Source organism: Halorussus halophilus (genome assembly GCF_008831545.1).
Lineage (GTDB): Archaea > Halobacteriota > Halobacteria > Halobacteriales > Haladaptataceae > Halorussus > Halorussus halophilus.
This window is the reverse complement of the sequence record NZ_CP044526.1, coordinates 33,077-55,845: the sequence shown is the minus strand read 5'-3', so window position 1 is coordinate 55,845 and position 22,769 is coordinate 33,077. Positions and strand designations below refer to the sequence as shown.

17 protein-coding genes are annotated in these 22,769 nt (G+C 60.5%); 11 read left to right on the top strand and 6 right to left on the bottom strand.

The genetic code is table 11. The annotated features are described in order from the left end of the window. Positions 1–44: 44 nt before the first annotated feature. From F7R90_RS21910 to F7R90_RS21890, 5 genes are all read left to right on the top strand, one after another. Entirely contained in the window at positions 45–1,562 is a 1,518-nt protein-coding gene (locus F7R90_RS21910) for a hypothetical protein (RefSeq protein WP_225741395.1), read from the top strand. Positions 1,563–1,665: 103 nt separating this feature from the next. Beyond that, on the top strand, positions 1,666–3,027 hold the full coding sequence (locus F7R90_RS21905; RefSeq protein ID WP_192498530.1) for a sulfatase: 1,362 nt from the start codon (positions 1,666–1,668) through the stop codon (positions 3,025–3,027). Positions 3,028–3,171: 144 nt separating this feature from the next. Next, on the top strand, positions 3,172–4,218 hold the full coding sequence (locus F7R90_RS21900; RefSeq protein ID WP_158059712.1) for a DUF1616 domain-containing protein: 1,047 nt from the start codon (positions 3,172–3,174) through the stop codon (positions 4,216–4,218). Positions 4,219–4,220: 2 nt separating this feature from the next. Next, entirely contained in the window at positions 4,221–4,817 is a 597-nt protein-coding gene (locus F7R90_RS21895; RefSeq protein ID WP_158059711.1) for a metal-dependent hydrolase, read from the top strand. Positions 4,818–4,971: 154 nt separating this feature from the next. Continuing rightward, positions 4,972–5,772, top strand: a complete 801-nt coding sequence (locus F7R90_RS21890) for a DNA-directed RNA polymerase subunit epsilon (RefSeq protein ID WP_225741394.1) — start codon at positions 4,972–4,974, stop codon at positions 5,770–5,772. A gap of 750 nt (positions 5,773–6,522) precedes the next feature. Here F7R90_RS21890 and F7R90_RS21885 read toward each other — a convergent pair. The 5 genes from F7R90_RS21885 to F7R90_RS21865 are packed head-to-tail and all read right to left on the bottom strand — an operon-like array spanning position 6,523 to position 12,239. Continuing rightward, positions 6,523–8,517, bottom strand: coding sequence for a hypothetical protein (locus F7R90_RS21885; protein WP_368408590.1), 1,995 nt, complete (start codon positions 8,515–8,517; stop codon positions 6,523–6,525). Next, on the bottom strand, positions 8,507–9,520 hold the full coding sequence (locus F7R90_RS21880; protein ID WP_158059710.1) for a glycosyltransferase: 1,014 nt from the start codon (positions 9,518–9,520) through the stop codon (positions 8,507–8,509). Before F7R90_RS21880 ends, F7R90_RS21885 begins: the two co-directional genes overlap by 11 nt. Further along, entirely contained in the window at positions 9,517–10,617 is a 1,101-nt protein-coding gene (locus F7R90_RS21875) for a DUF354 domain-containing protein (protein ID WP_158059709.1), read from the bottom strand. The genes F7R90_RS21880 and F7R90_RS21875 overlap by 4 nt, the downstream gene beginning before the upstream one ends. Beyond that, positions 10,614–11,744, bottom strand: a complete 1,131-nt coding sequence (locus F7R90_RS21870) for a glycosyltransferase family 2 protein (RefSeq protein ID WP_158059708.1) — start codon at positions 11,742–11,744, stop codon at positions 10,614–10,616. Before F7R90_RS21870 ends, F7R90_RS21875 begins: the two co-directional genes overlap by 4 nt. Further along, on the bottom strand, positions 11,745–12,239 hold the full coding sequence (locus tag F7R90_RS21865) for a nucleotide sugar dehydrogenase (RefSeq protein WP_158059707.1): 495 nt from the start codon (positions 12,237–12,239) through the stop codon (positions 11,745–11,747). A 397-nt stretch (positions 12,240–12,636) separates the two neighbouring features. On the opposite strand from F7R90_RS21865, the gene F7R90_RS22460 reads away from it, so the two are divergent. The 6 genes from F7R90_RS22460 to F7R90_RS21840 all read left to right on the top strand — a co-directional run bounded on the left by F7R90_RS22460 (position 12,637) and on the right by F7R90_RS21840 (position 21,501). Continuing rightward, the gene (locus F7R90_RS22460) at positions 12,637–12,792 is read left to right on the top strand and encodes a hypothetical protein (protein ID WP_192498529.1); all 156 of its coding nucleotides are present in this window, start codon (positions 12,637–12,639) and stop codon (positions 12,790–12,792) included. After that, positions 12,792–14,117 (top strand): nucleotide sugar dehydrogenase, encoded by a 1,326-nt coding sequence (locus F7R90_RS21860; protein WP_158059706.1) that lies wholly within the window; start codon positions 12,792–12,794, stop codon positions 14,115–14,117. Before F7R90_RS22460 ends, F7R90_RS21860 begins: the two co-directional genes overlap by 1 nt. 470 nt (positions 14,118–14,587) lie before the next feature. Beyond that, complete coding sequence (locus tag F7R90_RS21855) at positions 14,588–15,181, top strand: DUF7344 domain-containing protein (protein ID WP_158059705.1); 594 nt, start codon at positions 14,588–14,590, stop codon at positions 15,179–15,181. A 664-nt stretch (positions 15,182–15,845) separates the two neighbouring features. Further along, positions 15,846–17,675: a glutamine--fructose-6-phosphate transaminase (isomerizing) gene (glmS, locus tag F7R90_RS21850; protein ID WP_158059704.1), complete on the top strand. Its 1,830-nt coding sequence runs from the start codon at positions 15,846–15,848 to the stop codon at positions 17,673–17,675. Between the two features lie 993 nt (positions 17,676–18,668). After that, on the top strand, positions 18,669–19,859 hold the full coding sequence (locus F7R90_RS21845; RefSeq protein WP_158059703.1) for an orc1/cdc6 family replication initiation protein: 1,191 nt from the start codon (positions 18,669–18,671) through the stop codon (positions 19,857–19,859). 412 nt (positions 19,860–20,271) lie between these two features. Next, the gene (locus F7R90_RS21840; RefSeq protein ID WP_225741393.1) at positions 20,272–21,501 is read left to right on the top strand and encodes a Cdc6/Cdc18 family protein; all 1,230 of its coding nucleotides are present in this window, start codon (positions 20,272–20,274) and stop codon (positions 21,499–21,501) included. Between the two features lie 141 nt (positions 21,502–21,642). Here the strand turns inward: F7R90_RS21840 and F7R90_RS21835 are convergent, their stop codons facing one another. After that, positions 21,643–22,677 carry a MoaD/ThiS family protein gene (locus tag F7R90_RS21835; RefSeq protein WP_192498528.1) on the bottom strand — a complete coding sequence of 345 codons (1,035 nt, stop codon included), beginning with the start codon at positions 22,675–22,677 and terminating at the stop codon, positions 21,643–21,645. Between the last annotated feature and the right edge of the window lie 92 nt (positions 22,678–22,769).

The following is a 22,769-nucleotide window of genomic DNA, read 5'->3' as shown; positions in this document are numbered from 1 at the left end:
CTCACGCTGATACTCAAAACACGAGCGATTCTTCGGCAGATTCGGTGGGTTCGACGCGGCGAACTGTACTGAAAGGGGTAGCGGCCGCAGGTCTCGCCGCACCCCTCGCTTCCGGTAATGCGAGCGCACTTCACGAATACGAAGACCGGTTCGGCACCATCATCGACATGGTGGACGCCGGGGCGGACCCCAACGGCGACGAGCAGATAAACGCTCTACTGGAAGAACACGCCGACGACGACACGCTCCTCTACTTCCCCGAAGGTAGATACTACATGGACCGGCAGTTCCGGTTCACCGGGTTCGACAACTTCGGCATCGTCGGCGACGGAGCCACCATCGTCCCCGCCAACTACTGGGACTTCGACCGCGACAACCCTCGACTGTTCCGACTCGGTATCTACTACAGTTCCGGCCGAGACCTCCTCTTCGAGGGCCTCACGATCGACCAGACCGCCGACGACACGGGCGTTCGAGTCCTCGAAGCCGACATCTCCGACGGCCTCGAAGTCCGAAACATCGACATCGTCGGCCAGCACGACAGCGGTCTGGCCGGTCCGGGACGGTTCTGCATCAACGACGCCGGTGGTAGCGGTATCGTCGAGAACTTCAACGCCCCCGACGGCGGTGCGTGGGTCCAGAACACACCCAACGACGGCAACGTCTGGCGTGGCCCGACCGGCATCCTCTGCAACGACTACAACGAAGGGACGATCACGTTCAAAAACTGTACGCTCGGCGGATTCCCGGACAACGGCCTGTACGCACGGAGCGACGGCGGAAAGGTCCAAGTCGAAGGCGGTTACTACGCCAACAGTCAGGCCGCGAACATCCGAATCGGCGGTCCGAACAGCTACGTCGATGGTGCGACCATCGAAATCAACGAGAACCGTGACTCCGACACGAACCAGTTGGGCATCCGTGCCGAGTCGAGCGAGGCCATCCGCATCCGGAACTGCACGCTCAACCTCACGTCGCCGAACGGCGACGCCATTCGGTCGCTCGACCCCGAATACATCCGCATTACGAAGTGCAACATCACCGTCCACGGCGACGGTGTCAACCACGGTATCAACATCCGAAGCGACACCGGCCGCGTTCTGCTCGACTCGCTCGACATCGACTTCGACACCGCAGGCGGTGCGGCGATTCGAATCGAAGACGCGGGCAGCGACCCCGAACCAACCGTCGTCGAAGAGTCGAAGATCTACGGCGACGCAGGCCACGAGAGCAACCGAGCGGGCATCTGGAGCAACCGCGACAACGTCGAGTACCGCGCGCTGGACGTGACCCAGACCGGATCGAGCATGCGCCGCGCGCTCGTCAACGACGGCGACGACGCACTCATCTACAACAGTTCGTTCGTCGGCAGTGACACCGCCGTCTACAACATCGGCAACGACGCGTGGATCGAGTCGGTGTACGCCATGACCGGCAACGGTGGCGAGGGTATTCGTCTCGTAGACGGCGACGGCATCGTCATCAAGAAGTGCAACATCGAGAACGGCATCGAACTCGACGGCGTCGATAGCTACCGCGCCTGGGGCAACGACTTCAGCTAACGGTTTCACCGATTCCTATTCGGTCGTATCAGGCGTTTATTGCTCGTCTCACTCCACTTAACGAGCGTATAATAAGATGGGCGCGGAGAGAAATCCCGCGCATATGGAAAATCGTTCAGTCGTACTCGTCACCGTAGACTGTCTGCGGTCGGACCACGTGGGTTGTTACGGATACGACCGACCGACGACACCGAACATCGACGAGTTCGCGGAAGAATCCACTCTCTTCGAGCGAAGTTTCTCGAACGGACCCGGCACGCGGTGGGCGCTCCAGACCATCCACGCCGGTGCGTGGCCCGACCAAATCGACGGCCTCGGAATCCCCGAAGAACGCGGCGTCGCGCTCGCAGAGCAGTTCAAGCAAGCGGGCTACGCCACTGGCGGGTTCGGCAAGAACGGATTTCTGACGCGAGACTACAACTACGACAAGGCGTTCGACTGCTACTACGGCGTCCAAGAGTTCAAAGACCACCCGCTCAAGCGCACCGGCGTCGCCCTCAACGAGAAACTCCAGAGCGACTTCGTCCGCGAGAAGGTCCTCGCGCCGATGCACAACTTACTGAAGAAGGCCCAAGAGGACGACGACGGCCAGTACCGGCCGCACACGACTGACGAAGAGGTCTGTGGCCACGCGCTTGACTGGATTCAGGACAAAGAGCGCAGCAACGAGCCGTACTTCGCGTGGATTCACCTGATGGACGCCCACACGCCCTACGGCCGGTGGAACGAACACCTCGAAGCCCTGCGGGGCGACACCGACATCGAACACGTCATCGACCCCCACGGCGTCGTCGAACTAGGCGAAGCGAGCGTTCAGCAGAAGGTTCGAGACGCCTACGACTCGGGCATCCGAAGTGCCGACGAGGAAATCGGGAAAATTCTCGACACTGTTTCGGACGACGCGACGGTCGCAATCACCGGCGACCACGGCGAGGAGTTCGGCCGCTACAAAGGCTTCCACACCGCGTCGCTGTACAGCAGCATGACTCGCGTCCCGCTGCTGGTTCGCTCGCCCGACCTCGAACAGGGCCGCGTTGACGAGTATCCGGTCCAGCACCTCGACATCCCGCCGACGCTCGTCGCCGATGTCAACGCCCAACCCTCGAACCACTGGGTCGGCGACACGCTCCAAGAGACTGACCGCGGGAACGACACGCCGATTCACTTCAGCCTGACCGAGCCGGACCCCGAGCAGGCGGTCCGCGTCGGCGAGTGGAAGTACATCCACGTCGAGGACACCGGCGAGGAAGAACTCTACCGCGGCAGTTACGACGAACCGGACGACGAAGACATTTCGGACGAACATCCGGAGAAGTTGGCCGAACTCCGCGAGATAGCGGAGGACCACGCCGAGTGGATGCAGCGGAACAAGGTCGGGAAAGCGAACGCGGCGCTGGAAGACGGGCAGGACGAACTTTCGGACGCCGTGCGGGACAATCTGGAAGAACTGGGTTACATCGAGTAGCCGGACGGAACTCCACGGCAGTTGCAGTCAGGTCGATACACGTTTTCGCGACCGCATTCGAAAACCGAATTTCGTTCGTTCGACTCGGTGAGCGGACCTTACCCTCCGGATAATAAACCTACTCTACGCCGTAGCCCCGCGCACATGGAACGACACAGTTGGTGGTTTCTCGACCTGCTGGCCATCCTCGCCTACACGGGGGTGGCCGCGGTCGCCGCGATGGGAATCGTCGGGGGTGTGATTCGGGCCGCACTGGTGGTGCCGCTCATCGTCTTCGTCCCCGGATACGTAGTGATAGCGGCCGTCTACCCGCGGCGAGACGGTACCTCGTCGCTTCCGGCGTTCGACGACTCGATGCAACCGCCGGACCGCTACGCCGTCAGTGGTGCCGAGCGGTTCGTCCTCTCGGCCGTGGTGAGCGTCGCAGTCGTACCGATGGTCGCGGCCATCGCTCACTTCACGCCGATGGGCATCACGCTGATGCCGGTTCTGATGGGTGTTGTCGGAGTGACCGTCCTGTTCACGCTGCTGACTGCCATCTCGCGGCTTCGGGTCAGCCCCGAAGACCGGTACGCCGTTGCTCCCTCCTCGCTGGGTCTCCTGGTCGAGGGACTGTTCGGTCCTCGTCACGACGACGGTTCGACCGTTCGAATCCTGAACGTCGTCCTCGTCGTGGCCATCCTGCTGGTCGCGGCGAGCGGAGCGTTCGCGGCCACACAACAGCCCAAGTCCGAACAGTTCACGAACTTCTACCTCGTCACCGACGAACCGGGCGGTCAAGGTTCGCCGCCGTCCTACGCGAGTGACCTGACGAAGGGACAGGCTCAGTCCTACACAGTGTCTATCGAGAATCAAGAAGGACGAGCGGTCGAGTACACCGCAGTCGTCCAACTCCAGCGCGTCGAGACGGCCGATGGCGGCGACAGCGTCCGCGTGACGGGAGCAGACCAGCTCGACACGTTCAGTAAGACGCTGACGCCGGGCGAACAGTACAATCACACCCACGAAGTCACGCCGACCGCGTCGGGTGACGACCTCCGAATCGTCTACCTGCTGTACACGGGCGACCCACCCGCGAACCCGACAGTGCAGAACGCGGACTACACGCTGAAGATGCCGGTGAACGTCTCCGGCGGCGGGTCGAACTCCCTCGCGCCGCCAGAGCAAGCAAGCGAAGTTAGTGGGGATTGACGATGTTCCCTTGGGAGCACGTCGCCTTCGGATACCTCTGCTACTCGCTGCTAGCGCATCTCGCCGGACGGTCGCCGAGCGACGCGGCCGCGGTCGCAGTCGTCGCCGCCACGCTCGGCCCGGACCTCGTGGACAAGACGCTGTCGTGGGTCCTCGAAATCTTCCCGCAGGGGTACTCGGTCGGCCACTCGATATTCGTCGCTGGGATTCTCTCGACCGTCGTCTTCGCGGTGGCGGCCAAGCGAAATCGGCCGTTCGTCGGCGTCGCGTTCGGCGTCGCCTACCTCTCACATCTCTTCGGCGACGTGGTCTACCCCGTCGTCTTCGGCGACCCCATCAGCGCCAAGAAGATACTCTGGCCGCTGGTGACGCTGCCGCCGTACGAGAACGACATCTCCGCGCTGGACCGGTTCCTCTACTACACCGACCGCTACCTCGAACAGTTGGTCGCGCTGGAACCGAGTCCGTTCCTGCTCGCGGAGTTGGCCTTCCTGTTCGTCGCCTTCCTCGTCTGGGTGTACGACGGCGTGCCGATCCTCTCGGCGCTGTGGTCGTGGGTCAAGCCCGACCGCGACGAACCGGGCGAACGACCAGCCTAATTCCTTTAAGTCATTCTCGTCACAAGGTGTAGATACGGACGGAGGTGCGGCGATTCTACGCGTACTTATTGCTCCCGAGAGACATCTGTTTCTGTCGAAAATGCCACTTTCCTTAGCAAACCTTTGAACTATTCGCGTTGAGTAGACGGAGTCTATGACCGAGGGTGGTGGCGACACGCAGACCGCGGCGTGGCAACACGGGGCGATAGGAGACGACGCATCGGGGGAGCGACACCGCCGGGATGACCGGCAACTCAGCCAGCGGCCGGGCGACGGCACCGTAGCGCGGGCGGACCTCCAGCGCGACCAGACGGTGCGCCGCTGGGGACCAGTCACACCGAGCGCGACCCAAATCGGTCGCGCCCGGTCGCCGGACGAAGACCTCAGCGAGAGCGTGCGGCGACTCCACGAGGAGCGCCACGGCGCGATGGCCGGCCACAGCGAGCGTATGCACCGTCTCGACAAGCTTCGCATCACCCACGCGCTCTGCAACGACCTCTCGCTGACGCCGTGGCAGCGCGACCGCGCGGTCGGCGTCATGTCGGACCTCGACCTCACCGCGTTCGGGAGCCAGCGCGCCATCCCGAAAGTCGCGCTCGTCGTCATTCGCCACGTGGTGGACCGCGAGCGCGAACACTACCTCGGACTGCACGACCACGATTGGATAGGCCGCCTCGGTCCCGAGCAACTGAACGGCCTCTACGACCAGTTCCGCTCCATCACCGACGAGCAGCGGTTCGACGACTTGCTCGAAAAACACGGTCTCGACATCACGAGTCTCAACCGACTTCGGCGCGTCCTCGAAGACCAAATCGACCAGCAGGACCTAGAAGACGCCGTCCACGGGCGCAACCCGCACCGCGACCCGAACCTGCCGAGTCTCACCGCGCGCAGTGAAGACCCTGCGGGAGAAAACAGCGACGGCGAAAGTGACGGCGCCGAGAGTAGCGACTAAATCGGTTGACTGGCCGAGCGACGAGACGGACGGGCACGGAGCTACAGCTTTCGAGAGTCGAGTACTGCAAAAGACGGGTCCCGACGGACCCGCGCGAAACCTCCTCGTATCTATCCCTTGTCGCCAGAAGCACTTAAAGGAACGACGGTTCGGTCGTCGGATGGAGACGTCTCGTTCGAATTTTCGTCTTTGGCGTCTAAGACGAATATACAGATAGTCGTCTTTTCGGTCAGCCGTCTCGTTGGTGGGAAAGAGCGAGGACGACACGAGGGCCAGACCGTGGAAGTCCACTCACCGACATCGACTACAGTTCGGTCGGCAAACGCCTCGACCGTTTGGACAGAACGTATCCAGCGCATTTTTGAAAATTCGTGTATACACCTATTCGAATAGTCGAATATACGAATATGCAACTATTCGAATGCACGAACCGCGGATTAGGACAGATACTACCGGGACGACAGTGATTCGTAGAGATTGCAGTCCGGGCATCGGACACAGCTATTCGAATATACGGGAATTCGAACAGGCGCCTAAGACGTATATTCGGATAGGCGTGTTGCACGACTGTCCCGTGTTACACGTTTTGGGCGTATTGCCCGCCTGTTCCGCCTTGCTCGTCTACGTCGTATTGTGCGTCTGTTCGTCTCACTCGTCTACGCGAATAGTCGCGCTCCAGGTCGCGGACTCGAAGGTGCCACTTCCCACGAACCACAGAAAACCGAATTCGGGTCGAGAACGAATCGAGCGTCAGTTATCGACGTTCCGCGTCTGGCTGTTGTCCACGCAGAGACGCACGTCGCCGTTCGTGTAGAGAGTCGCCTGGTTCGGGCGACACATCCGCGACTTGTCGATTTGGGAGCTCCAACCGACGCCGGTCCCGACGTTCCACAGCGGCGCACCGGTCGATTGGTACTCCCGGTAGACGGTGACGTTGCGATTCACCTGGGTGTCGTTGGCTGGGACGGTCGCCATCTCCGCGGGGTACGACCCGGTTCGCATGAACACCTGGTAGTACGGCTGGTCCGAGTATATCACCTCTTGGGGCAGCAGGTTCCCCGATTCGGGTGACCCAGTCATCTCGGCGATGGAATCGACCGCCGCGAGTTCAGTCTGCGTGTAGGAGACCCGCGTTTGGTGGTCGAACGCAGGGTTGTCGAGCGTCCCGTTGTTGGACATCACCATCGCGCCGGGGAACACCAGCGCGAAGATGACCAACCCTACCGCGAAGATTCGCGGGTCGAGTTCGGCCGAGAAGTACCGGAACCCGACGGCAGTCAGGATAGCCAGCGGCGCGTAGAGGAACGCGAACCAGCGCTGGGGGATGAAGTTACGGATGCCGAACATCGGCAGTCCGAGGACGAACACCAGCATGAACGCCGACGAAATCAGGAGCGTGAACACCGAGTGTCGCGCGTGGCGTCGATTCACCACGTACAGACAGCCGACGAACGCACCGAACAGCAACAGCAGGAATCCTGTCGCGTCGATGTAGGTCGTCACCTGTTCGAGCAGCGTCGGGTCCGGAATCTGGGACGCGACGCCCTCGACTTCTTGGACACCCTGTGCGGTGTTGCCGAATCCGGCACTGGACTCGATAGTCTCGGTGAGATAGCTCAACACCGTCCCGAGGAACGACCCTTGGTTGTACGGAGTGAGCGACCACGTGAAGATGGCTAGCCCCATGTCGAAGACCAGCAGGCCGACGAGGTTCGCGGGGTTCTTCGAGCCGAGAGCACCCTTCGCATCCGGCGGGTCGAACAGCCCGAGTTGCAGTACGAGCTGTGCGAGCAGGGCCGCGCCCAGTAGCACCAGCATGATGAACGACGACACCTGGTGAGTGAAGATGACAGCGACCGTCAGGAAGACCAGCAGGCCGAAGTCCCGCATACGGTAGTCCGTCCGCATCACCCGCACGAGCATGTAGAGGACCGCGAGGTAGAAGATGAGCCCGTGACTCGTCGGGATGAGGTGGATTCCCCACTCGATGAAGTAGTCGCCGAACGAGAACAGGAGCGCGGCTATCACGGCCCACCGAGCGTTCACGATGTGCGCGGTCGTCGCGTAGACCAGCAACACCGACAGCGGCATCACAATACCGATAGAGAGGTACAGACCAGTGCGGAGCGACACGTCGGCGAACATCGATGTCGTCACGACTATCAAGTGGAACAGCGGCGAGGCGACGTGTTTGTTGTTTGCAATTGCACTCAGCGAGTTCGCTTCCTGAATTTGTGCCGCGAGACCGTAGATGTGCGTCCAGATGTCGATGCCGATGAGTCCCGGTGTCGTGTACAGCGCGGCGAACCTGACGATGAACGCCAGCGTGACGATTTCGAAGAGGTAGAGCGCGGTCTGGAAGTCCTCTTCGTGGGTGAACAGCGTCTGGATGAGGACGACCGTCCCCGTGATTCCGGCTATCGAGTAGAACAACAGGGTGCGACCACCCGACAGCACGGCGACCAGAATCAACATGGCCATGCCGACGAGCGCGATGCTGGGCAACAGCCGTGAGACCGGTCGCGAGACCGTCGGCAGTCCCGACGAGAAGTTGTCCGTGTACGCCGCCGCGAGGTAGAGGAGACACGCCAGTCCCAGCACGAGCGGGACGGTCTCGACGTAAATCTGGTCGATGACGAACCGTAGCGGGAACATCGCCAACGCCATCACCAAGCCGATGACCGCGGCGTTCACGTCGAACCGGCGGTTTGCGAGCCAGCCCTGCGCGCCGGACCTAATTCCCACGGTGGCCACCTCCTGCTGCCGCACCTGGACTCGCATCCGCATCCACATCTGCACTCGAACCTGCTCCCGCACTCACATCCACGCCCGCATCCGCACCGCTGCAAACGCGGTCGTACAGCCCCGCGAGTCGGTCGCCCATCGCATTGACGCTCAGGCAGGGTATCGAGTCGCGACCGTCCGAGCGCTCGGCGTCGAACGCAGTTTCGAGACCTGCGACGAGTTCCTCGTCGGTCGTGCAGACCGCCGAGCCTTCGACGCCTTCGATGGTCTCACGGACGAATCCGACGTCCGTCGAGACGACCGGGACGTTGCAGGCGGCGGCCTCCTTGACGACCATCGGACCGCTCTCGCGCTCGGAAGTCACGATCAGGGCGTCTGCGGCGTTCATGTAGTAGGGCATCTCCTCGTACTCGACACCTGAAATCGTCCGCAGTTCGGCGTCGGGACCGCTTTGGGTGACCACTTTCTTCGCGCGCTCGTAGTCCTTCTCCGGACGGTCGGTGTCGTAGGGGAAGAGGACGGAGTACTCCTCGTCGGACCACCCGACGCGCTCGCGGGCCTCGTCGCGCGGAATCGGTCGGAACATGTCGGTATCGACCCCGAACGGGACGTAGGTGTAGTCGTCGTCGAGGTGGGCGTCCATCGCCCGACTGGGCAGGACGACACCGTCCGCGAACTTCGCGGTGGCGGTGCTGAGTCGCCGAAGCCACGTCGGTCCCATCAGGTCGGTTCCCCAGAAGGTGATGACTAGCGGCGCACCTGCTCGGCGGGCGGCACCGAGCGCGTACGGCGCGACCAGTCCGTAGTTCGCGTGGACGAGGTCGTAGTCGGCAGACTCGCCGAGGACCTGCGGGAGGTACCGCAGGTAGTCGTCCGGCGAGCGGCCGTCGTCGCCAGTTCGCGGCACGGAGAGCGTCTCGCATTCGATGCCTCTCTCTTCGAGGGCCGCGACCTGTTGGTCGAAGAACGGTCGCGGCGTCGTCGTAAGCTGTAGTGCCTTCACGTAGTCGTCACCTCCTCGCGGCGGGCCTCTCTACGAAGGCGGGCCTCCTCGCGGAGAGCCACGTCCTCGGGCACGACAGTCTCGATAGCCCGGAGAATCATGTCCGGCGCGTCCGTCTTGTCCGCCAGCATCGACTCGCGGCGGCCCTCCCAGAACGTCGGTGCTTCGCGCTCCAGTATCTCGACGGACTGATGGAGTCCGCGCTGGTGGCGCTCCTCGCCATCGAAGTGGTAGAGCAGACCGTAGTCTTCGAGTTCGTCGGTGTAGCCCATCGAGAGCGTGTTGACGTACACTGCCGGAGTGCCCAGCACCGCGCTCTCGGCGGCCATCGTCGCCCCCTCGCCGACGAACAGGTCGGCGTGCGCGAGTAGGTCGTGCATCCGCTCGGGCGCGACCGAGACTTGGTAGGATTCGAGCGACTCTGGCAGGTCGCCCTCTGCGGTGATGAGGACCTTCCCACCCGCGTCTTCGAGTTGCGAGACGACGTCTTCGATGTCGTCGAATCCGCCGTTGCCCACGTCGTGAGAGGCACCCCACTCGACCAGTCGGCAGACGACGAGTTGCTCGTCGTCCCCGACTTCGACACCGAGATCGTCCAAGACCGAAGGGTCCGGGTCGAATCGGTCGGGGTGGAGGTAGGCGAGTTCGTGGTAGCCCGCGTACCGGACGTGCGGGGCCTCGACCTCGCGACGGAAGCAGTCCGGCGTGAAGACGGCGTCCGCGAACGGGTAGGCGAGTTGCTGGATGAGTTCGGCGTGTTCGGTGTCGTAGAAGACGACCGACTTCGCGTCGGTCACTTTCGCGACGTGGGACGCCGCGACGCCGCCGATTGCGGTGATGACGTCCGGGTCGATTTTGCGCGCACGCCGAAGCAGTTTTGCCTCGTAAGTCGCCTGCACCATCGCCAGCGACGCCAGCGAGTCCGACTCGCCTGCCAGTACCTCGTAGTCGATGTCGTAGGTCTCCAGCAGGTCGATAGCCATCTCCTTCTCGCGCGCGAAGACGTGGACCTCGTGGTCTTGGGCCTCCAGTTCGCGGATGGCGTGCTTGAAGAAGTGGACGTGCGCCGGATGCTGGATGGTGACGACGACTCTCATTGGTGGGCCTCCCGGTCCTCGTTGGCTCGTCTGTCCAGCACCATTCCGGCGAGGACGGCGAACACGCCGACGAACAGTCGTTTGAGCATCGACCCCGCCGAGTTCGAATCTGAAACCGAGCCCTCGGAGGCCGACTCTGCCGCTCCGTCGGCGGTGTCGTTCTCGCCGACGAAGGAGGCGAGTGCGGCACCGCCCGAACGGAGCGCGAGGAGGCCGAAGAGAGTTCCAGTCGCGTACGCCAGCGGCGTAGTGTCGGTCGGACTGTAGCGCTCCTTCAGTCGCCAGAAGAAGTTGCGAAGCAACATTCCCGACACCTTCGGGATGTACTCGCTGTAGGTGATGCTGCTCTCCTCGTCGCCGTACTTGGCGGGCATCGGCACGTCCGCGACGGTCATCCCCTTGGCGTTGAGTTTGACGAGGACGTCGTTGCAGTAGCCGTAGTACTCGTACATCTCCTCGATTTCGATGGCCCAGAGCGCCTCGATGGAGATGGCTGTGTAGCCGTTCTGCGGGTCGGCCATCCGCCAGTACCCACTCGCAATTCGAGTGAGGTAGGTCAGAATCTGGTTGCCGACTTGCCGGAACTCGGGCATCTCCTCGCGGTAGTCGGGGTTCGCAAATCGATTCCCCTTCGTGTAGTCGGCCTCGCCGGAGACGATGGGGTCCAAGAAGCGGTCCATGATGTCCGGGTCCATCTGGCCGTCGGCGTCGATAGTGACCGTGACCTCCATCCCCTCGTCGCGTGCGCGAATGTAGCCAGTCTTGAGCGCGCCGCCTGCCCCCTGATTCGTCTCGTGGCGAATCGGGACGATTTCGGGACCGGTGTCGGCCGCCCCGCTCTCAGTGGTCGCGGTGCTAGCGTCGGCGACCGTAGCTCCGCCGTCGGCGACCACCGCTTCGGCCGATTCGTCGCCGTCTGTGGCTTCGTCCTCGTCCTCCGCGGCCGACTCGCCGGGGTTGACCGACTTGGCGTACTCGTTGATTTCGGCCCACGTATCGTCCGTCGAAGCGTCGTCCACGACGAAGACGCGGTCCACGAACTCCGGAACCTCGTCCAGTACGTCGGCGACGTGGCCTTCCTCGTTGTACGCGGGGACGACGACGCCGATGGTGTGGTCTCGGTACATTCAGACCCCCCAGTAGGAGACCGCGGTGATTCCATGCTCTGCGGCCGCTCGCACGTCGATAGAGCCCGTCAAGTCTACCACGATTGGATGACCACAGAGCGCGGTCGCCATCGAATCCAGTTCGTCGGTCGTACAGGCAGGGTCCGGCGTCGTCAGGATGACGCCGTCGAAGTCGTCCAACGAGAGCGAGTCCTGTATCTCGACGTCGAGGCTCGCAGTAGCTTCCGCGTCGAGTCTGCGGTCGTAGCCGACCACCTCGACGCCCTCCTTGTCGAGACACTCTACGATGGTCCGAACGTGGGCGTCGTTCCCAGTGTCCGGGTCGCGTAGTCCGACGACGAGCACGCGACTACTCGCGGGATGTTTGCCCGCGCGGGCGAGCGTGTTGACCGTCACTGCGGTCACGTTCGACGTCGGCGATTCGCCACTCGATATGGTGGGCCGCGGTACTTCCTCGACGGTCTCACTCCCGGACTGGGTGTGGTCCTGTGACATTGGTCTCCTCCGGCGATAGTCGGCCGGTGCGGTCCCCTCGACGCCCAGCGGCCCCGGTGGACCGCCGGGCGACTGTGGTCGTTCGTTTCATCGAAGGGTAGGACGAGGCTTTATTATAGAGCGGGTAAGGGGCCGTAACACGGCCGAACGGTCCGAAACTGGTGAGAAGGCCCCCCAGAGACGCACCATATCGACGGACGGGGACGACTCGCCGCCGATTCGAATCTATCCGGCTACCACCCCCTCGAACAGTCGAAATGCTGAGTTATCCAGTGGATAGAACCGCCGACGAACCCTTACACAGGGTGTAAGCAGCTTCTTATCTCGCCTATAACCAAAGCCCGAGAACTCGTGGATATCAACAACGCCGCAGAGACTGGCTCTGCGGAGGGGAACCATGAACCTACGAAGCAAAATCGTCTCGAAGCCGGGTGCAGCACTACTCGCACTCGTCGCCGTCGGCGCGCTGTACGCGCGACGCGGCACGGACACGAGTGAAGAACCCGAGCCAGAGAGTTACGAAACCGAGCCGGAAGTCGCAGGTGAACACTGATGAGTTCTGTCAAAAACATTGCCGAACCCGAGCGACCACAGACCGCGACCGTCAGCGTCGTCGGCATGGGATACGTCGGCCTGCCACTGGCCGTCGCGTTCGACGAAGCCGACCAGAACGTCATCGGGTTCGACATCGACCAGTCGAAGATAGACACGCTGAACGACGGCATCGACACCACCGACGGCGACATCGGTGACGACCGCATCGAAGACAGCGAGATTCAGTTCACGTCCGACGCCGCCACCATCGGCGACGCCGACTATGCCATCGTCGCGGTGCCGACGCCGGTCGATGGACAGGGCACGCCGAACCTCGACTTCGTCGAGAGCGCCGGCGAGACGGTCGGCGAACAGATTTCGCCGGGCACGACGGTCGTCCTCGAATCGACGGTGTACCCGGGTGCGACCGAAGAGGTACTCGTCCCGGCCATCGAGCGCGTCTCCGGATACACGGAAGGCAAAGACTTCCACGTCGGCTACTCGCCCGAGCGCGTGGTGCCGGGAACCGACCGGACCATCAGCGACGTGGTCAAAATCGTCGGCGCGAACGACGAAGACGTTCGCGACGACCTCACCGACCTCTACGAACGAGTCGTCGCCGCGGGCGTCTACCCCGCGCCGGACGTGAAGACGGCCGAAGCCGCGAAGGTAGTCGAGAACACCCAGCGCGACCTCAACATCGCGCTGATGAACGAGCTCTCGGTGGCGTTCGAGCACATCGACCTCGACACCGACGAAGTCCTCGACGCCGCCGCGACGAAGTGGAACTTCCACGACGGCTACCGCCCCGGACTCGTCGGCGGCCACTGCATCCCGGTGGACCCGAACTACCTCTCGTACCGCACCGAGCAGGAAGGGTTCTCGCCGGACCTCATCAAGCAGGCGCGCGAGACGAACGAGCACATGCCGAGCCACACCGCTCAGTTGACGCTGAAGGCGCTCAACAAGAGCGGGAAGGTCCCCCGACAGAGTCGTCTTCTGGTGATGGGGCTGACTTACAAGCCGAACGTCGCGGACATCCGCACCTCTCAGATCAACGGCGTCATCGAGGAACTACAGTCCTACGACGTGGACGTCGTCGGTCACGACCCGCACGCAGACGACGAGATGATGGCCGAGGCATTCGACATCGACATCGCGGACGACCTCGCGCTCGAAGACTACGACGGCGTCATCCTCGGCACCAACCACGACGCCTACGACGACTTCGACCTCAAAGACGCCAGCGAAGAGCTGAACGACGACCCTGTGCTGGTTGACGTGCCCGGTCGCTTCGACAGCACTGCGGCCGAGTCTCACGGGTTCGCCTACAAGCGACTCTAAGAATTCTCCACGCGACACTCGCGTCCATCAGCGGCAGGTGGGGCGCCACACCACTCTCTCCGTTCTCTCCGTCTGCTGCCACGGCAGTTCGCTCCGTTCGTCCGCTTCTCGTAGGTCTCTTGTTCGGTCTCGTTCTCGTCCCTCGAAGCGTGCAGTGCAAGAACAGTCATCGACGGCGACGACGGTACCGGACGAAGCGACCGTTCGGGGTCGGTCGCTAAAATCGGTTCTCGCCGCTGTTTCAGTGGTTTTGCCACCCGCTAATATCAATTTCATTTCACACCAACCTGATTTTCTCGTGGTGAATGCCAGTTTTTGCAGCCCCCAACGAAATAAGCACTCTCGTAAGGTCCATTTAGAGATAGATTTTGGAGTGTGATAAATTGAAGGCTCGAAACCACAACGATTTGCAATCGTTGGGACAGGCGAGCTTGTTTATTGGATATTCGTGGAAGTTAGTAGTACGAACAATGAACGCAACAGAGCAACAGACGGACACACCGTCTGACCTCGGGGCGGGAAGCGGACCAGCGGACGAAGACGAGCAACTAACGAAGGACGACGTCTTCCACCTGCTCCAGAATCAGCGCCGACGCGACGTACTACGGTATCTGCAAGGGGTCGAGGGGCCGGTAGCGATGCGGGAGATGGCCGAACAGGTCGCCGCGTGGGAACACGATACGACGCTCCAAGCACTGACCTCCGACGAGTGCCAGCGCGTCTACATCGCGCTCTACCAGACGCACCTGCCGAAACTGGACGAGGAAGGCATCATCAACTACAACCAGAGTCGAGGCATCGTCGAGCGGACGCCGCTGGCCGACGAACTTCAGCGCTACCTGGACACCGAGCGAATCGCCGACGAAGACGCCGACGAAGAGGTCCAGTGGAGTTCGTACCAGCTGGGTGTCTCGGTCATCGGGATGGTCCTGTTGGTCAGTTCCGCAAGCAATCTACCGACTATCGGGATGCTCTCGGGCTTCCAGACGGGCGTCGTCATCTTCACCATGTTCGCGTTGGTGACCGTCGCGCAGTTGGTGTCCGAGTCCGAGCAGTTCGCGTAAGTTCGCCTTCGGGGCCGGGGTGCCGAGGAACGTTGCTCACACGCGCTCGCAGCTACGCTGTCGTTTCTCTCGACGTCAATCGCTTCTCTCGACGCCCATGGTGTCTATCGACGTTCGTTGTATCTACCGATGTCCGCTGTGTCTATCGAGCCCGTTCTGTTGTTTCGACGCGCCTACGCGCGGTGATACTGGTCTACGTAGTCTTGGTGGTCTGGTACTGATTGGTCTACGTGGTTTGGTTGGTCTACAACGTGGTCTGATTGGTCTACGACGTGGACTGATTGGTCTACACGTGGTCTGGTTCTTCGCGGACTGGTCGTACACTGACTGATTCTGCACCGAGTAGTTGTGCGCTCCTGTGACCTCCTGCTAGTTCGCCGAAAAGTCGGGGTGTCGCTCGACTGCCGAACAGACCGCTATCTCGCCGTCGAAATGATAGACATTCTCAACTCTCTTTCAGTTCCCCGTTGTTAGAACCCGGCTAATCCCACTGTCGCACACTGTTCGATAACTTAATTTCGCTGTAGAAACGCCTTATATGGCCTATAGTAAGGGAACCAGGAGACAGTAATTGGTGTATGGTCGAAAACAACGCTACGACCACGACGCAGAACGCAACGTCTGGTCGAAATTCGCCGCTGCGCGTCACGGGGGTGTGCCACTAATGTGTGGCATCATCGCACGCGTCGGAAACGGCGATTCCGTCGATACCCTCCTGACGGGCCTCGAAAACCTCGAATATCGAGGCTACGACTCGGCAGGTGTCGCGGTCCAGAACGGTCACGGCATCAAGATTCACAAGCAGTCGGGGCGCGTCGAAGACCTCGCCACCGACCTCCGCGAGCGCCAGCCGAAAGGTAACGTCGGTATCGGTCACACCCGTTGGAGTACCCACGGCCCGCCGACCGACGAGAACGCCCACCCGCACAGTACCTCGACGACGAACGTCGCGGTCGTCCACAACGGCGTCATCGAGAACTACGACACGCTCCGCGAGGAGCTACAGGCGAAGGGTCGGGAGTTCACGAGCGACACCGACACCGAGGTCATCCCCCACTTGATGGAGGAGTACCTCGAAGAGACCGGCGACAGCGAGACCGCGTTCCGGAAAGCCGTCGAAGAGCTGGAAGGTAGCTACGCCGTCGCCGCGCTCGTGGACGACGAAGATGTCGTCTACGCCGCGCGACAGGGGTCGCCGCTCGTGCTGGGACAGGACGAAGAAGCAGGCGAGTACTTCCTCGCGAGCGACGTGCCCGCCTTCCTCGAATACACGGACGAAGTCGCGTTCCTCGAAGACGGCGACGTGGTCATCGCTCGGCCGGACGACTTGACGGTGACCGACCTCGAAGGCAACGTCGTCGAGCGTGAAATCGAGAGAGTCGATTGGGACCCCGAAGAGACCGGGAAGGGTCGCTACGACCACTTCATGCTGAAGGAAATCGACACCCAACCGACGGCGCTGTCGAACACCATCGACGGGCGCATCGACCCCGTCGAAGGTACCGTGGACCTCGAAGACTTCCCGGACGGAATCTTCGAGGACGTGCGCGAGGTCCAACTAGTCGCCTGTGGCACGTCGTACCACGCCGCGCTGTACGGCGCACAGTCGCTGAAGCAGGCGGGTGTCCGAGCCGAGGTTCACCGCGCGAACGAGTACGAACTCTCGTCTGGCCCCATCGACGAGCAGACCCTCGTCATCGCAGTCACCCAGAGTGGTGAAACTGCCGACACGCTCGGCGCACTCCGGCGCGCTCAGGATAAGGGTGCCTCGACGGTCACGGTGACCAACGTCGTCGGTTCGACTGCCGCACGCGAGGCCGACGAAGCGCTGTTCATCCGCGCCGGTCCGGAAATCGGCGTCGCCGCGACGAAGACGTTCTCCTCGCAAGCGGTCGCGCTGTCGCTGCTCGCGCACCGACTCACCGAAGACGTACCGGACGCCGACACTCGCGACGACGTCACGGAGTACCTCTCGGCACTCCACGAACTGCCCGACGGTATCAGCGAGATACTCGACCGGCACAAAGCCGAAGAACTCTCCCGGAAGTACCGCGACAGTGACGCGTACTTCTTCATCGGGCGAGGAATGGCGAACTCGGTCGCGAAGGAAGGCGCGCTGAAGTTCAAGGAGATCACCTACGAACACGCCGAAGGGTTCGCGTCCGGCGAGCTGAAACACGGCCCGCTCGCACTCGTCACACAGGACACGCCAGTGTTCGCTATCTTCACGGGTGACGAAGAGCAGGACAAGAAGACCCGGAAGAACGCCGAAGAAGCACAAGCTCGGGGTGCCCCGCTCGTCGCGGTCGCACCGGAAGGTCACGAGGCGGCGTCGATCGCGGACGAACACCTCGTGGTGCCGGACACGCACCCGGTCTGGGCTGGACTGTTGGCCAACGTCCAGCTTCAGCTGGTGTCGTACTACGCTGCGGACCAATTGAGCCGTCCCATCGACAAGCCGCGGAACTTGGCGAAGAGCGTCACCGTCGAGTAGACGGCTCCCCGACGCGTTGTTTCGACCATCCGGTTTGCGGCCTATTTTCGGATTGCAGTCTATTTTCGGGTTGTATTCTATTTTGAGTTGCAGTCTATTTTGTCGTAGTTCAGTTTTCGCCGCGACTTGGGTTTTTAGCGTGATTTGGTCTTTCGCGTTGCTTGGTTTCTAGTGAGAGTGCTGTTAGCGTGGTAAAGCCACACACCGGGTTTCCAGTGAAACGATAGTCGCGAAAGTGGAAGCAGTTGGAGTCGAAACGTGGTGCGGACACACACCGTGTTTCCAGTGAAACGGGTTCAAAAGGCGTATCCGTGAGAGGGGAATGCGGAGATTATTTCCGCTATGTTGCTAGAGAACCAGTTATGATTAATATAAGAACTCTATCCAGTAGTGGAGCTGTTTCCTAGAACTTTATTATCTTACCCTACTTCAAAGTCCATTAAGTTAGTCAAAGACAATTAAATAATCCGTGACTTTGTCACGGATTGTTGGACGTGAAACGGCGATTTCGGTCGGTCTGTACGTCTTTCCCACCATTCGAGAGCTTCGTGTTCTCTGTCGAAACGACTATTCTATTCGTGCGTCTGAGCGTTGAGTTCTGAACCGGCTCTTTTCAACCGACTCCAGGGGTGCCCCCACCCACCGTTATCTCTCGTTTCACTGGAAACCTGGTGTGTATGTCTCACCTCGATTTTCCCCGACTCCCGGAAACTCGTTCCGAGAGTATGTTCGACTTCGGACTCTTCGAACACCTCGATTTTAGGCGGATTAAGGGATTTAGTAGCGATATCTCTGTTCATTTCTCAACTTTCTGAGAGTGGGTTGGTTCGGAACACACCACGTTTCCGGTGAACGCAGACCTAGTTTCCAGTGAACGAACCTCCGTTTCGACTGGACCGTCCACCCCTCTTCGAGGCGTTTCACTGGAAACCTGGTGTGTCTGTCCGGCCGCCAGTCCGAACACTAAAGATATTTCACTGGAAACGTGGTGTCATGGCCGACTCCAGCGAACTCTTCTCTCGGGAGGACCCTATCTTCGCGGACAAGGAGCTACTCGAAATCAACCATCTCCCGGACGACGGTCGCATCGTTGGTCGCGACGAAGAACTCCAGTCGCTGGCCAACGCGCTCAACCCCGCGCTGTTCGGTCAGAGTCCGAGCAACGTCCTCGTCTACGGGAAGACCGGGACCGGGAAGTCCCTCTGTGCGAAACACGTCTCCCAGCAACTCGTCTCCGAAGCGGAGAAGGAGGGCGTCACCGTCGGTCGCGCGTACGTCGATTGCGCGCAGGACAATACCGAGACTCAGACCGTCCAAACGATTGCGAGCGAACTCAACACGCCTGAAACCCCTGTCAGCGTTCCCGACAAAGGAATATCGACCTCGACGTACTACAAACGCCTCTGGCGCATCCTCGATGCCGAGTACGACGTGACCGTGGTCATCCTCGACGAGATCGACAAACTCGAAGACGACGCCATCCTCATGCAGCTTTCGCGCGCCGGCGAAGCCGGGAAACTCGACAACTGCAAGCTCGGCACCATCGGCATCAGTAACAAGATAAAGTACAAAGACCGGATGGACGAGCGCGTCAAGTCGAGTCTCTGCGAGCGCGAGTTCGTCTTCCCGCCGTACGACGCCAACCAACTGCGCTCCATCATGGAAGCCCGCAGTGACGCGTTCAAAGACGACGTTCTGGAAGATGGCACTATCCCGAAGGCGGCCGCGCTCGCGGCTCGCGAACACGGCGACGCACGCAAGGCTATCGACATCCTCCGCTACGCTGGTGAAATCGCCCAGTCCCGCGAGGAGAACGTCGTCCGAGAGAACTACATCGAGCAGGCTCGCGACCACGCAGAGAACGACCGCTTCCGCGAACTCATCCGCGGTGCGACGCCCCACTCGAAGCACGCACTGCGCGCGCTCGCCATCCTCGCGCTCAACGACAAAGACGGCTCGGCGTTCCGCACCTCGACCGTCTACGAGGCCTATGAGCGAATCTGCGAACAGGAAGGCGTAGACCCGCTCTCGACTCGCCGGGTCAGGGATTTGCTTCGCGAACACGCCTTCCTCGACGTCATCGAGCAAGCCCGCCAGAGCGGCGGGAGTGCGGAGGGTAGCTACACCGAGCACCGACTACTCGAAGAGCCGCGCGTCGTAGACAACGTGCTGTCCGAGGATTGAACGACGCGTCGTCCGTGGATTGATAACGAACTTTCACTGGAAAGGTGGTGTGTTCTCTCGGGAGTTGGTAGAGTAGGGGACCCCACCGTGTCCGCATAATACGTTAAGAGTTACCGCACTAAAGCCGCCGGACACACACCGCGTTTCCTTTGTTTTCCTCTGATAGAGTGGGGGTAGGGACCGATTCTCTCTGTTTTGTAGTCTAAATTGACTATACTACGGTTGCTGTTTCTAATCGATTCTATTAAAGATTCGTGTTTTCTAGAAGCCGATTTGTTCCAAGTGTTCCAGTCGAACCAAGAGCAGCGGAAACACGGTGTGTGTGTCTTACTTAAAGAACGAGAACAGAGGAAACACTGGAAACAAAGGAACAGGCACTTTATCTATGTGGGACGTTATTTCTCGCGTTAACATGAGCTCTCACAGCTTCGAACGGTCGATCACACCGTTCGAGAATCGGGAAGCTCTTCTCGATGATTATACTCCAGACAGATTCGTCGGTCGGGACGAGGAAATTGACGAGTACCACGAAGCTCTCGAACCCGTCATCTACGGCGAACAGCCCAACAACGTTTTTCTCTACGGTAAAGCTGGTGTGGGTAAAACTGCTGCCACCCGATACCTTCTCCGCAACTTGGAAGAAGACGCTGAACAGTATCCCGACCTTAGTCTCACCACTGCCTATATCAACTGTGATGGCTTCGAAACTAGCTATCGAGTCGGTATTGCTCTTCTCAATGCCCTTCGCTTGTCCGAGAATCATATTTCGGAATCTGGCTACAGCAAAAGTGAAATATACACCAAATTGTGGCGCGAACTTGACGACCGTGGTGGCATCGTTCTTCTCGTTCTCGACGAGGTTGATCATATCCATAAGGGCGAAGATAGCGTCCTCTACCAACTCTCCCGTGCCCGTGAGAACGGGAATCTCAAAGACGCTCGCGTCGGCGTCATCGGAATTAGTAATGATCTTACATTCCGTGAACGCCTTTCTCCAAAGGTCCGGTCCTCGCTCTGCGAACGCACGATTTCGTTCCCTCACTATAATGCGAACGAACTTCGTGAAGTTCTCAGACAGCGTGCCAGTGTCGCGTTCAAAGACGATGGTCTTACTGAAGATGTGATTCCAAAATGCGCCGCGTTGGGGGCACAGGCATCAGGTGATGCTCGGCATGCACTTGACCTACTACTGACTGCAGGGGATATTGCTCGTGGAGATGACGAGGAAGTCGTTCAAGAGGTACACGTAGAGGAAGCACTGGCACGTGTCGAAAGAAAAGAAATCGAGGAGGGTATCTCGGATTTGAACGACCACGAGCGATACATTTTGTATGCTCTCGCAACGCTCACTGCTGAGGACGAAACGCCGGTTCGGTCACGAGAAATTTACCCTCGGTACCAGTACATCTGCTCACTCGCTGGCCACGAGAAGCACACCGGTCGCTGGCTCCGCGACCATCTTGACGAACTCGGTATGCTCGGGATTCTATCTGTGACCGAGCAGAACAAGGGTCGTGCCGGAGGAAAGTACCTCGAATACGACCTCCAACAGGACCTCGGTCTGGTAGTCTCTGCGTTGAAGGAGACAATAGATTCGATTGGCGTTCACGAGTCGCTCTCTGACTACTACGCCGACGAATAACAGCGGAAACGCGGTGTGTCCTGAACGACTTCCATCAAAGCACACCCACCCTTCATACCGAGTGAGTATCCCGAAAAATACGTAAAAAGAAGCCGTCTAAACCGGGTCTACGAACCTTCCAACTTCACAAATCGCTCGACTCTACGACTCGCTTTCGACGACAATCTCCACTTCGTCGCCATCCTTGAGGAAGTACTCGCTGGGGTCAACTTCTTCACCGTTGACCATGACCTGGACGTTCGTGTCGGCGTCACTGTCACTGTAGGTCGTGCCGTTGTAGGTGACTTCGCCTTCTGCAACCGAGAGACCCTGCAGGGTCGCCATCGCGTACTGGAGAGTCACCGAGTAAGAGTGGGCGTGCCACGGGTCGGCGTGTCCGCCTTCGAAGTGGAAGTAGCGACTGTGGCCTGCGGTCTGGTACTTGTCCTTGCTGAAGTCGAGGGTCTTCCCGTTCACGGTGAAGTCGATGCTACCGTGGATGTGGGAGTACTCGTGGTCGATGTGGTCACCGGGGACCGACCGTTCCATATCTGGAGTCTCGACAGTAACCCAGATCTCGTCGCCGTCTTGCAGGACGTACTCTTGCGGATCGACCGACTGGCCGTTGACGCGGTAGTCTACCGAGACGCCCGAGTCGCTCTCGGCGTAGGTCTCACCGTCGTAGCTGAACGAGTCGGCAGAGGCCTCGACGTCGAACTGCGCCAGTGCTTCCGCGAGCGTGACCTCGCCGTCTGTCTTCGCGTTCCAAATCTTGTGCTGGTCGGTGAACCAGAAGCCCGCGTCTTCCGACCCGCTGGGGTATTCGAGTCGGTCGTCACCGACGACGACGGTCATCTCACCGCTGAGATACTTGTCCGAACTGTCGGACTCACTGGTGGTTTCGTTCCCGTGGTCGTGACTCGAATGGTCGTGTTCGCTCGCGTTCGAGGAATTATCCTCCGACGTGTCGTTAGTCCCCTCGCCCGCAGTGGTCGTTTCGTTCGCCGTGTCGTTCGTCGTTGCACTTTGGGTTTCGCTCGCCGTCGTGGTATCGCTAAGTCCGCCAGCCGTCGTCGTGCCGTTGCTTGCCCCCGACTCCGTCGGCGTGTCTTGGCCACCGCCACCCATTCCCGAACAGCCTGCACTCACGACTAACAGGGCGACCATCAACGCCACACCGACGTGCCGGAACGTCACGCTCGATCCTCGTTTCATTTCAAAATAACGTTGGTTTGGAAGTTCCTTTATTATCGCTTCGGTAAACCGTTCACGAGCTATCACGGTGATAT